Source organism: Caballeronia sp. BR00000012568055 (genome assembly GCF_029439455.1).
In the GTDB taxonomy this organism is placed as follows: Bacteria; Pseudomonadota; Gammaproteobacteria; order Burkholderiales; family Burkholderiaceae; genus Caballeronia.
Genome location: NZ_JAQFVG010000230.1, coordinates 2,480 through 14,397, shown reverse-complemented (window position 1 = coordinate 14,397; position 11,918 = coordinate 2,480). Strand labels below are relative to the sequence as shown.

Here is an 11,918-nt window from a genome sequence, read left to right as displayed (position 1 = left end):
GCGCGCCGGTCGTGTGAAAGCACGCGTTGCAACTCGTGCTTACGTGGATCATCGCGGGGATGTCGTATTCGACCATCTTTTCGTAGATCGGATACCAGTAACGGTCCGACAACGGCGGGCTGGTCCAGTGACCGCCCGACGGATCAGGATTCAGATTGACCGCCACATTGCCGTATTGCTCCACGCACTTCACAAGCTCCGGAATGCACGTCGCGATGCCCACGCCGGGGCTTTGCGGCAGCATCGCGGCGGGGATGAAGTGATTCGGGAACAGCTCGCTCACACGGAAACAGAGTTCATTGCAGATCGCTGTCCATGTGCTCGACACTTCGAAATCACCGATATGATGCGCCATAAAGCTCGCACGCGGACTGAACAGCGTGAGATCGAGACCTCGCTCGCGCATCAGCCGAAGCTGATTCATTTCGATCGATTCGCGCAGTTCGTCATCGCTGATCTTAAGTTCGGAAACGGCCGGCATTTCCTTAGGATTGCTGATGCCGGCAATCTGCCGATTACGCCACGCTTCGAGCGCTTTCGGCGCGGTCGTGTAATGGCCGTGGATATCGATGATCATTGCTTTTCCTGTTCCAGTAACTAGTGAGCCGCTTCCGTCTGCGCGTGCGCTTCATCCACATGCGTGCTCTGCGCCACAAGAAGCGCGATGGCCGCAAGCGTGGCAGGCACGGCGAGCATCGCGAGAATCGCGCCGAACTGCCAGCCTAATCCGAGCAGTGCACCGCCGAACGCAGAGCCAAAGATGCTGCCGAAACGTCCCATGCCGAGCATCCACGACACACCCGTCGCACGCGCAACGGTCGGATAGCGCGACGGTGCGAACGCGTTCAAACCCGTCTGCGCGCCGCTCATGCAGAAGCCCGCTGCAAACACCAGCATGGCCAGCGATGACGACATCGCACCGATCCACGCCAGGCCGAGCACGCACACCGCGCCGCCGAGATAAGCCGCGGAAATAACGGGCGCGGGCCGCGTACGATCCATGATCCAGCCGACAAGAATCGCGCCGATGGTGCCACCGATCTGGAACATCGCGGTTATGTTGGCTGCGGCGCTGACGCTCAGGCCCGCATCTTTCATCAGTGTGGGCAGCCAGCCGGTCAGCAGATAAATCACCAGCAAGCCCATGAAATATGTCACCCACAGCGAAATCGTCATGAAACCATAGCCGTGCGAAAACAGCACGCCGATCGGCTTCTTGGTCGGCAGAGGCGGCTCGTTCGAGATGAACGTTTCATCGCCATTGAAGCGCGCGCTGCAGACACGGCCGAGGACTTTGCCGATACGTTGCGAGGTCGCGCCACGTACCGCCAGCAAACGTGCGGATTCGGGCAGCAGCCAGATTTGCAGTGGGATCAGCAGCAGCGGCAAGCCGCCGCCGAAGACCAGCACCGAACGCCAGCCGTGCGCAGGAATCAGCCATCCCGCAACGAAGCCGATCAGCGCGGAGCCGAGATTAAAGCCCGTGAACATGATCGTGATAAGCAAGGCGCGCTTGCGTTGCGGTGCATACTCGGAGAGCAGCGTCGTGGTATTCGGCATGGCAGCGCCTAAGCCAATGCCGGTCAGCACACGCAGAATCGCCATGGTGGCAGGCGAATTCGTAAAGGCTGTAGCAATAGTAAAGACACCGAACAAAAACACCGACGTAATCAAAACGCCCTTTCGTCCGATACGATCCGAAGCCGGTCCCGCCGCGAGCGCACCGATCACAAGACCGATGGGCGCGGCGCTCATAACCAGCCCGAATGCAGGCCGCGAGATATGCCAGTCCGCGATGATCGACGGCGCAATAAAGCCCATGATGGCCACGTCCATGCCGTCCGCCGCCACGATGAGGAAGCACAGCACTACCAGCAGCCATTGGTATCCCGAGATCGGCCTCTCGTCGATAAAGCGCTTGATGTCGATATTTTTTCCGATGTCCATGTGTCGTCTCCGTCCCTATTCCGTTTTTAGCTTTTCGCTTTATCCGCTTTGTCCCAATCGAGCTTGCCTGCTGCTTTGCCGGCGACCGAATACAACGCGCCTGGTGCGTTGCGTGTCTTCTGGAATGCTTCCAGCGTTTCGCCGCGCATAGCCGCATAAATATGCAGGTTCGATACCCCCGTCACCGCGCCGAGTTTTTCGAGCATGAAGAAGATCACGCCGTAATGCAGCATGCCGCGCCAGTCACGTCGGCGGATGAGATCGCGTTCTTCCTCGCTCAGGCCGAATGCTTCGAAGCTCGCTTCTTCGTCTGCCTTGAACGCTTCGCGATGCGCCGGTTCCACCATGCGATGCAGAAAGTCGTTGATGCGATACGCGCGCACGGCCGTTTCGATCGAAAAGGGATAGGTGCCTTCCAATTTGTCCACGCCAGACAGTTCGGCCGCCATCTTCTGACGATGCCGCTCGATCACCGCCGGATTTGTTTCGCCGTCCTCACCTTCAAAAATTGCCGTGGCAATACCTGCCATCGACGGAAGATAGTAGCTGCGATGCTTGCAGACCACGTTGGCCGAAAGCGCACCTCGCATGGTCAGCCACATGATGACTTCGGCGCCTTCGTAGCCGCCCAATTCCGCATATTCGGCAATGGTCATGCTGGCGAGTTGCTCGGGATCGCGCTCGAAGAGATCGAGAAAGCGCTGATCCCAGGGCGTATTGTTGAAGCCCGCGCGCCCGCCGTGCACCTGATGCGACAGGCCGCCTGTCGCGAGAATAGCCACCTTCAAATCTTCAGGATAACTTTCGATTGCGCGGCGCAGCGCCTGACCGAGTTTGTAGAAGCGGCGCGCGCTCGGCACCGGCAGCTGGAGCACGCCCATTTGCAGCGGCACGAGTTTGATCGGCCATTCGGGCTTGTGCGGGCACAGCATCGATAACGGGGAAAAGCAGCCGTGATCGAGCGCTTTGTTCTGGAAGAACGACATGTCGAATTCATCCGACATGAGCGAGGTGCCGAGATGCGCGGCGAATTCCGGATGGCCTTTGATCGGCGGCAGATCGCGCGCGCCGCCGCCCTCGTCCGCAACGCGCCATTCGGGGCCGACGCCCAGCGAGAACGCGGAATAGTGGTCGAAGAAGAACGACGTAACGTGGTCGTTATAGATGGTCACGACGACGTCCGGCTTTTTCTCCTGCAGCCAGTCCGCGAGCGGCGCGAAGTTGTCGAAGATCGGCGCCCAGACGGGATCGTCGCGCTTGTTCTTGTCGAACGCGAAGCCGATGGTCGGCGTGTGCGATGCGGCAATGCCGCCGATGATGCGTGCCATGCGGGTGCTCCTTGCGGTGCTGCGAGGGATTTGGGGATGGGCGGAAGATACGCCGGTTCGCGCGGCGTGCGTCAGTAGGCGTAAACCATGATCCGTATCGTGAATCGATACCCTCACTTCACGGAAGAGGCCTGTGGCGATGGGATCACGGTGTATCGTGGCCAGCCAGCAAACAGATAACGCGATAACTAAAACTGATGGGGGAAGAAGCAGGACGCAAAACGAAGCGCGGGGAGAAAAACAAGAGAACGGCGGAAAAGCAGCGGCGGCTCAACGAGCCGGTGCGATCGTTCAAAGACCCGGTGCAGCGCCGGAAGAGGAATCAAACTTGCAGACGCCCCGCTCTTCGATGTGACTGGCGGGAAGCGTGATCGAAAATTGATACGTGCTTTTGTATATGACGACCTTGCCATACGGGAAGTTGCGCTCGTAGCGATCACCGAGATCGAGAAAGGTCTCGACTGCGTAATGCATGGTGTTCATGCAAGGCGCCGGATCGTCTCCTGTTGGGCAGCTTTGCATCATATAGTCGCCATTGACCCGATAGGCTGATCCTCTGCAAACAATCGAAAAGGCAAACGAAGGACACGCGATCAGCATTGCCGCGATACATGCCATCATCCTCGCCATCTTGAGCCTCGCATGTTCGCGCTGACGCGTGTTCCGTTCATTGCGCCCGGACGGGCTGAATTATTCAGGAGGCCGATTATTGTCAGACACTAGATGGACGGTATTGGTTTGTATGTGGGATGGGGCACATATGCGACTGCGCCAGACAACGTCCGTGACCACGCTTCCTGCCGTTCTTGCATTGTCCCGCGTACATCCTAAACTCACATGAACGCCCGACAGGCGGCCTCATTCAGATAGGACTGCATCGATTATAAAGAGCCAAACCGATGGGATACGTGATCTGCTCAAAAAAGGCGGCCGCATACTGGGTGCGAGCCGGAGTCGCGCTGCTCCTGCTGCTCTTCGTCGCGGGTATGACGCACACATCGCATGCATCCGAAAGCGACGCCTCGTCTGCCGCTCACGTGGTGGCTCCGGACAGTAAGAGCAAGACTGCGCAGCAGGCATCTGCTGCGGTTACCGCGTCCGGCGCGGGCGAAAACAGTGTGGCGTCGCGCGCCACCGGAATGATCGATGCCCTGGTGCGACTGCTCGCTGTCGTCATGGTCGGAGCAACCGCGCTCATCTTTGCGTCGATCGCACGCAGGCGCGTCTCTGCCGTCTTTTCGAACCACGAGCACAACTTCTCTTTTCGCAGGCATTGGGGCGGTTTCGGCGGTTCGACAACCGGATGGTTCGTCTCGTCGGACCTCGTGCAGCTGCTTGTCGCCGCCTCGCTCTCGATTGCATCCTTGCTGCTCGCGATGACAATCATCGAAGCCGCCTTCCGAAGCGACTCGAATCAGACTCATCCCGCTTTGGGCCGGGACGCGCCGGCTTCAGAAGCTGCACACAGTGCGCAATCGAAATAAGGCGCGGCAATGGCGATTCATGTTCAGCCCGTGGTCGACCCGCTCAGCACGCAGACGGAGGCGGTGCCCATCATCGCCGAATCAACGGCGAGCCGGCTTGTACAGCACGAACTCGAGCGATATTGCAATCGCCAGTCGCAGGGTTGCTCGATCCTGATCGCCGGCCATCGTGGCTCAGGGAAGACGACACTGGTGAACGGGGTGCTTCGAAAGGTGCAGGATCTTGCATCGAGCCAATCCGTAAAGCGTCGTCCATTGCCCATTTTTCTACACGGTCCGAGTCTGTTCCGCCCCGAGCCTGCGCGCCCTGCGCCGAACGACGAACTATGGTCACGGATATTCGATCAGAAGCCCACCACTGACGAGGGAGATAACGAGGTCGAGCAACACACACAGTACGCGCTCGTCCAGATCATTCTCGGGCTGCACAAGGGGGTGATCCGGGCATTCGCGGATGCAATGCATGCCCGCGCGAACAATCCGCAACGCGCCTTGCAGCCGACCGGCCGGCCGCATTCGTCGCGCGCTCCGGCTGGACGCAATGCAGAGCTTCGGCAGAATGTCGAAGAATGGCCCGAACTCGCTGCAGAGTTTGAAATCGAGCTAATGGAAGATCCGTCCGCCTCGCGCTTACGGGAGTTTTACGATAGCTTCGGCGCGCTCGAAACCGGCATCTTGCATCTCCCGCTCGAAGGCAGCAGCAATCCGATGCCGCCAGATCAGGGCGCGCGCGAGCTGGTTGCGTTGAACGGAATCTGCACGGCGCATCAGCGCATCTCCGGCACCATGAGCGGACGAGAGTCCAACCACGTCAGCGAGAAATCGGAGCACACCGAAACCAATAGCTTGAACCTCGGCGAACTCGTGAAGCCTCTGGTAACCGTGCTGTCGGGGGCCGTCGTACTCGGTGGCGCAGCGGCGGGCCAGCACGACCTGCTGCCGTCGGCGGCGCTAGGCATCACGACAGCGCTCACGGCGGGATTGGTCATGAAGCGCACATCCACGAAGCATGAAAAGCGCGCGCGCGAAGTGGATCGCACCTTTATTCCCGATCTCTCGCTGCGAACGCTCGATCGTGTGCTGCCCACCTTGATGGAGCGGCTCAAGCACGCCGGTCTCGCTCCCGTGCTGGTCATCGACGAGTTGGACAAGATGGACGAGCTTTGCCAGCGGCTCGAAACCATGACGCGCTATCTGAAGAAGCTGATGGCCGAAAACGTCTTTTCGTGTTTTCTGACTGACCGCGGGTACCTGGAATACCTTACGCACAATCAGCGCGAAAGGGCCTACGGTCCGATCTACTCCTACTTCACACACGCCGTTTTCGTTTGTTACCAACCACGCGATCTGGACGCGTATCTCGACCGCCTGTTGGATGCGCAAAAAGACGATGAAGTGGAAAATGATCGGCAGTTGCTCAAATGGGTCTTGCGCCATCGTTCGCAGATGCACGCACTCGATCTGACGCGTGAGATCCTCGCGCTGCGCACCCGAGACCCGTGGTCAACGCCGGGCACGCCCGCCGACACGGTCGAACTGACCACCGAGGAAATCCGCCAGTCTCCGGTATTTACGATCGACATCACCCTTCAGGTGGCGATCGAACATCAACTCGGCAAGCGCGATATCGACTTATGGCTTCAGCAATTGCCCTTGCGTCGCCTCGTGCTGATGGACGCCCTGTATCACATATCACGTGAATGGCGGCGCGACGCGCCGGGTGTCGATTTGAGCGAGAGCGGACTTGCCAATCTCTGGCGCATTCTCGAGCGGCGCATGAACCTGGATGAACTGGGTGCGATTCAACCAGATGGCGTGACGGACAGCGGCATGGCCGAAGAAAGCGCCACAAGCAAACCCATACTCAGCGACGCTGACAAGGCGATGCTCCAGAGCATCGTGCTCAGCCTCGCTGGCGAGCTCAGCCGCGCTCAACCATCGTTCAGGTTTCCTCAACGATCGCGAGAGCCGGGAACCGAGGCATCGGTACGGTCCGTTGCAGTCCGGCAGAACGTGCTGCTGTGTGTCCGCCACGGCAACGAGTCTGTGCTGGAAGCCGACAAATCGCGGCCAGCCTACTTCAACTTCCGCAAGCGGGTTTCGGAGGTTATGCCCTTGCGTGCGAAACCCCATTCCGGCCCGCGGGGAGCATCAAACGCCGCGCCCGACGAAATTGAGCCAAGCGCTGAACGCGTGAACGAACTCTTGACTGCAGCTCAAGAGCACATCTCTTTCATCGATGAATTCGAGGTAAGTCTGCGTCCCATTCTGTTTGAACGGGTGCAAGCGAATTCCACGCATGACGTATTCAAGCTGCTTGCGGAGACCTACGGTATTCTGCCCACCGATCGCCCTGCCACGCAGATGGCGGCGGCGCGGCGCTACATTCGCGAGATCATTGACCTGGACGCGGACCCACAAACGCTGGCGCAGAGTGCCGAGATTCTCGAAAAATTCCGGGACATGCTCACTGCCAACTTCGAGGTATTGCATGCCGCCATAGTCGTTGCCGCCGTAGTCAGTCAGCTCAAGAAGACGCGCCCCGCTTACGAGGCAATCAATAAGGGGCTCGAGACCCTCTCGAGCGGTCTTCTCTTCAACGAGCTTGACACCCCTTCGAAGCGGCGCATGTTGGCCGATTTCCAGATGAACCTCGTGTCCACATTTTTTCAGCTTTCACCCAGCTTCGACGCGAATAGCTGGGACCGGACCGATAAGTCAGGCGCGGTTATCGTCGCCGGTGTCGAGGTCGCAAACAAACTCGCCGCCATATCCCGCGACAGCTTCGGAAGATGGAGTTCCGTCGAAATCGAAGCGTGGATGTACTATGGCATCGTCCTCGGAAACGTACCAAGCTCGGGCTCCAGGCGTCCGTATCCCTTCGAACTCATCGTGTGCGCGGCGAATGGAGTCGGGCCCGCGCTCGTGTTCGAACGAAGGCCGTTCAACCCCACGATCGAAGACTGGACTCGCCTCATCATGAGCGTGCTCAACGCCCATGACGATTCTACAAAAGACGAAGGGCCTCCGGCGCTCGTGCTCCAGAAAGCGATGACCATACTGGGTTTCAACATGGTATTCGAGCATGCCGTGGTGGGCTATTTCGAGCATCTGAACAACTCAACCAAAATGCGCCGACATGCTTCATGGATACAGGGCGGCTTTGAGATCACAGCAGGTATGGGTGATCCTGATCTTGTGAATCAGGTGGCAATCGTACTCAAGTCGAGTCCGCGTTCACAAACGACGGATAGCATCACTTCGGCGCCGTTTCAACCACTGTTGGTCACAACGGCCGACGCTCTCGAAACAGCGTCCGACGAGTTTTTACATCTTGTCTGCGCGACAGGAACTGTACAACTTATTTGGGAGGACAACCCCGCTGCGCCGGTGCAAGAAAAGCTCAAGAAACTGCTCACAAAAAACCGGGATAACGTTGTCATTACCGAGGCGCTGCTGCGCCAAACGCGCTATCGATAAACGCGCCCGACTTTGATCGGCCCTTTTCAAACGCCCCTCGATATCGCGCTCGAGCGTTCTATGGCGACAGTGTTGGCGCAGACGTAAGGATATCGAACGATTCATGACGCCGCACCCACATGCGGCCCACATCGTTCAATCGCCACGTGAACCGTCTCTTCACCCGGTCGCTCCCACCAGTCCAGTTCCGAGAAAATCTCCAATTCGAATGGACCCGTATAGCCAATATCGTCTAGCCATCCTTTGATGCGCGGAATATCGATCACGCCGTCGCCGACCATGCCGCGATCGCGCAGATTGCGCGTCGGCACCAGCCAGTCGCAATAGTGGAACGTGATGATGCGGTCCGGTCCCGCGCGCCGCAACTCCGCTTCGAACGCCGGGTCCCACCAGCAGTGATAGACATCGGGAACGAGACCCGCGCCTTCGCCGAGTTCATCGCACAGATCGTTGGCAATCCGTATCGAATTGAGTACGCTGCGGTCGCCTGCGTACATCGGATGGAGCGGTTCGAGGCCGAGTTTCACGCCGACTTCACGCGCATGCGGCAGGAGCGTGAACAAGGCATCGCGTACGCGGGCGCGCTGGCCCTGAATATCCTTGCTGTCGGGCGGCATGCCGCCGACCACCATCATCAGGCAGGCCGCGCCGATTTCCGCAGCGGCATCCAGCAAACGGCGGTTGGTATCGATCGCCGTGCTCATGCTCTGCTCCACGCCAACGTTGAGCCATTCGCTCGTGCACAGCGAGGGCACCCACATATCCAGTTCACGCAGATGCTTGCGCGTCTGCGCCACGCCATACGCTTCGAGAAACTGCCGCCACACCGCGATGCCGCTCACGCCCTGGCGCTTGTAGCCTTCGAGCGCCTCGGGCATGGTCCACTTGGGCGTGGTGATCTGATTGATCGCGAAGCGCGAAAGGTCGTGGCTCATGCGTACTTTCTCCGAGTGTTTTCCGTTCTTCATATGCTCACTCGCTGAAAATATCGACGACATGTACACGCTGCGATACCTGTACAGGCGCGGCGAACTGCACAGTTACCGCGCGGCGGTATCGGCGAGAAAGGCGTATAGACGGTCGAAATTGCAATGCGCGACGTTGAAACGAAGCCAGCCGGTCTTCATGCGGCCCGCGAAAAACAAATGTCCCGGCGCAAGCAGGATTTTCTGCTCCAGCGCGCGCGCCGCCAGCACAGACGAATCCATGTCGATACCGCTCGGCCTCGCCCATACGAACATGCCCGAGCGCGGCTCGCAAAACACTTCGAAGCCACTAGCCTCCAGCCTGCGGCAGGTCTTTTCCTGCGCAGCGGCGAGCCGGTCGCGCAATTGTTCGGTCTGCTTTCGATAGTGTCCTTCTGCAAGAATCGCGCTGACGAGACGCTCGGTGACGGTCGGCGTCGACATGCCCGAAACGAGCTTTTGATAGAGCAAGCCTTCGAGTACAGCGTGGTCCGCGACCACGAAGCCCACACGTAATCCCGCGCCAATGGTCTTCGAAAAACTGCCGACGTAGATCACATTCTTCAACTGATCCATCGACGCCAGCGTGAAATGCGCGCCCTGTACAAGATCCGCCGATACATCGTCCTCGACGATCAGGCAGTCGTACCGCTCGGCGATCTTCAGCACCTTGTATGCGGCGGCCGAGCTATAGCTCGCGCCGGTCGGATTGTGCAGACGGCTATTGGTGAAATAAAGCCTCGGGCGATGCGCCTCGAACGCGGTTTCCATCGCGGTGATATCCGGCCCCGTCGGCGTCATCGGAATGCCGATGGTTTCGACATCGCGCATGCGCAGTGCCACCAGCAGGTCGCTGTAGCACGGTTCATCGACCATCACGACATCGCCGGGTTGCGTGAACTGGCGGATCACCAGATCGAGCGCCTGATTCGCGCCCAGCGTGGTCATCACGCCGCCGACATCGGTTTCGATTTCGTATTCGCCCAACTGACGCACGATCTGTTCGCGCAGCCGGTCGAAACCGCGCGCGTGGCCGTATCCGAGCAAATGCTCCGGATGCGCCGCCAACTGCCGCAGCGACCGCGCGATGCCTTCGCTGTCGAACCACGTCTCGGGCAGCCAGCCCGCGCCCGCGTGAATCGCGCCTTCGCTCGCACCGAGAAAATTGCGCACGAGCCAGCCGTTGGTCACTTTTTCGTCGAGCTTTTCCGCGGTCCGCTGCGGCGCGCCGAGCCTGCGCTCCGACACATAAAACCCCGAGCCGCGCCGCGCCACCAGCACACCTTGCGCGACCAGCCGATCGTACGCTTCCACCACCGTAAAGGTCGATACCCCGTGCGCCTGCGCGAACGCACGAATGCTCGGCACGCGCGCGCCGGACCGCCACCGCTTCTCCTCCACTTCCACAACGATGCCCGCCACGATCTGCATGGTGAGCGACGTTTCCGAAGCGGGATCGAGCGTGAGTACGGGCTTCATATAAGGACTCTGATGTGTGCAGGTAGCGACGCCTGTACAGCGATCCGCAGGCTTGATCAAGTGTACATGTATCTGTGCAGGGCGTTTGCCTAAATTGCAGCTACGGCAAACCTTCTTCCTCCTCGTATGAAAAAGATACGCAACTCCGCAGCAATGCTTTCTCAAGGCGATGTCGAATCGCGGCGCATCGTTCTGGAAATCGCAGACCGCACGCTCGAAAGGCTCGACAGTTATCGACGCATTCAAAGCATCATGCGTCTGGACGGCGACACGCTGCATATCGGCACGCGTTCGTGGGACCTGTCGAAGAAGCGCAATGTGTATTTGATCGGCGCGGGAAAGGCCTGCAATCACATGGCAATGGCGGTCGATCACGTGCTCGGCGATCGGCTGACGTACGGTATCGCCATCGTGAAGATTCGTGAGGACTCCGATCGTTTTAACAAAACCGAAGTGTTCGTTGGCGGGCATCCGTTGCCGAATGAAGAAGGGCATCGCGCGTCGCGCAAGATTATCGAACTGGTCGATGCAGCAGGTCCGGACGATCTGTTTATCGCCGTAATCAGCGGCGGTTCTTCCGCGCTGATGTCGTGTCCGATCGATGGCATCTCGCTTCTGGACGAGATCGATACGACAGATGTGTTGCTCAAATCCGGCGCGGGTATCTATGAAATCAACGCCGTGCGCCGCCATATTTCCGCGCTCAACGGCGGCATGCTCGCCAAGCGTATTCAGGCCGTCGGCGCGGAATTGATCGGCTTCGGTATCAGCGATGCCGTGGGTTCGCCCGCCACCGGCAATATCGCTGTGCCCTACGCCGCGTACAAAAGCACGCCGATCGGCCCCGACATGACCACGCTCGACGACGCACGCGCGACCATTGTGAATCGCAATGTGGCGGACAGAATGCCCAAGAGCGTTGTCGATTTTCTGATGAACGCCGGTCCCGAAGCGGAGACGCCCAAGGCCTTTCCGGACAACACGTATTTCCTGCTCAACACGCTGCCGGACTCGTGCATCTACGCGAAGGAAATCTGCGAAGACATGGGCTTGCCCGCGATGATCGTCACGTCGTTTCTTGAAGGCGAAAGCCGCGATGCAGGCGCGTTTTTCGCGTCGATCGCACGCGAGATTCAGACCTATGGCAATCCGATCAAAGCCCCTTGCGTGCTGCTGAGTTCCGGCGAAGTCACCACGCATATCGGCGATAACAGCGTGATTAAAGGACACGGCGG

At 59.2% G+C, this 11,918-nt stretch carries 9 protein-coding genes; 3 read left to right on the top strand and 6 right to left on the bottom strand.

Features of this window, described 5'->3' with window-relative positions:
- From P7F28_RS10385 to P7F28_RS10370, 4 genes are all read right to left on the bottom strand, one after another.
- The coding region (locus P7F28_RS10385; RefSeq protein WP_277184399.1) for an amidohydrolase family protein at positions 1 to 577 on the bottom strand (577 nt) is incomplete at its 3' end.
- 20 nt (positions 578 to 597) lie between these two features.
- Entirely contained in the window at positions 598 to 1,947 is a 1,350-nt protein-coding gene (locus tag P7F28_RS10380; protein ID WP_277184398.1) for an aromatic acid/H+ symport family MFS transporter, read from the bottom strand.
- A gap of 26 nt (positions 1,948 to 1,973) precedes the next feature.
- The gene (locus P7F28_RS10375; RefSeq protein WP_277184397.1) at positions 1,974 to 3,275 is read right to left on the bottom strand and encodes a gallate dioxygenase; all 1,302 of its coding nucleotides are present in this window, start codon (positions 3,273 to 3,275) and stop codon (positions 1,974 to 1,976) included.
- A gap of 291 nt (positions 3,276 to 3,566) precedes the next feature.
- Positions 3,567 to 3,905: a hypothetical protein gene (locus tag P7F28_RS10370; protein ID WP_277184396.1), complete on the bottom strand. Its 339-nt coding sequence runs from the start codon at positions 3,903 to 3,905 to the stop codon at positions 3,567 to 3,569.
- Between the two features lie 269 nt (positions 3,906 to 4,174).
- On the opposite strand from P7F28_RS10370, the gene P7F28_RS10365 reads away from it, so the two are divergent.
- Both P7F28_RS10365 and P7F28_RS10360 read left to right on the top strand, forming a co-directional pair.
- Entirely contained in the window at positions 4,175 to 4,759 is a 585-nt protein-coding gene (locus P7F28_RS10365; RefSeq protein ID WP_277184395.1) for a hypothetical protein, read from the top strand.
- 9 nt (positions 4,760 to 4,768) lie between these two features.
- On the top strand, positions 4,769 to 8,239 hold the full coding sequence (locus P7F28_RS10360) for a hypothetical protein (protein ID WP_277184394.1): 3,471 nt from the start codon (positions 4,769 to 4,771) through the stop codon (positions 8,237 to 8,239).
- Between the two features lie 101 nt (positions 8,240 to 8,340).
- Here P7F28_RS10360 and P7F28_RS10355 read toward each other — a convergent pair whose 3' ends face one another.
- Both P7F28_RS10355 and P7F28_RS10350 read right to left on the bottom strand, forming a co-directional pair.
- Complete coding sequence (locus tag P7F28_RS10355; RefSeq protein WP_277184393.1) at positions 8,341 to 9,174, bottom strand: sugar phosphate isomerase/epimerase; 834 nt, start codon at positions 9,172 to 9,174, stop codon at positions 8,341 to 8,343.
- Positions 9,175 to 9,279: 105 nt separating this feature from the next.
- Complete coding sequence (locus P7F28_RS10350; protein WP_277184392.1) at positions 9,280 to 10,683, bottom strand: PLP-dependent aminotransferase family protein; 1,404 nt, start codon at positions 10,681 to 10,683, stop codon at positions 9,280 to 9,282.
- Positions 10,684 to 10,836: 153 nt separating this feature from the next.
- On the opposite strand from P7F28_RS10350, the gene P7F28_RS10345 reads away from it, so the two are divergent.
- The coding region (locus tag P7F28_RS10345) for a glycerate kinase (protein ID WP_277184391.1) at positions 10,837 to 11,918 on the top strand (1,082 nt) is incomplete at its 3' end.